The 276-nt window shown below is 48.9% G+C and carries 1 pseudogene; it reads right to left on the bottom strand.

The window, feature by feature from the left end:
* Positions 1-90: 90 nt before the first annotated feature.
* Positions 91-276: pseudogene (locus tag SB773_RS31510) on the bottom strand (NfeD family protein); the annotation flags it as partial.

Below are 276 nucleotides of genomic sequence, written 5' to 3'. Positions count from 1 at the left end.
ACCGTCTTGTAACGCGCCCAAAAGGCGATACCCAAGACGAGAAAGACCACTACGACGACTCCTATTGTCATGAGAATACCTGGTTCAAAATCAAACATGCTCTTTCATCTCCTTTTCCCATTCATTGTGGAAAGGCGTTACATACAATACGTGGTCCCGCACTTCTACCACCACTACACGGGTTCCTTGCTGGATTGTCCGCTGTTCCAGACTCGCTGCCATATGATAAGTCGTACCGCTAATCATGGGGAGCAAAACCTCTCCCAAGCCATCTGC

Origin of the sequence: Bacillus sp. SIMBA_074 (genome assembly GCF_046534555.1) — a bacterium.
GTDB lineage: Bacteria > Bacillota > Bacilli > Bacillales > Bacillaceae_G > Bacillus_A > Bacillus_A mycoides.
Note: the sequence above shows the minus strand (reverse complement) of the source record. Positions and strands in the feature narration are given on the sequence as shown.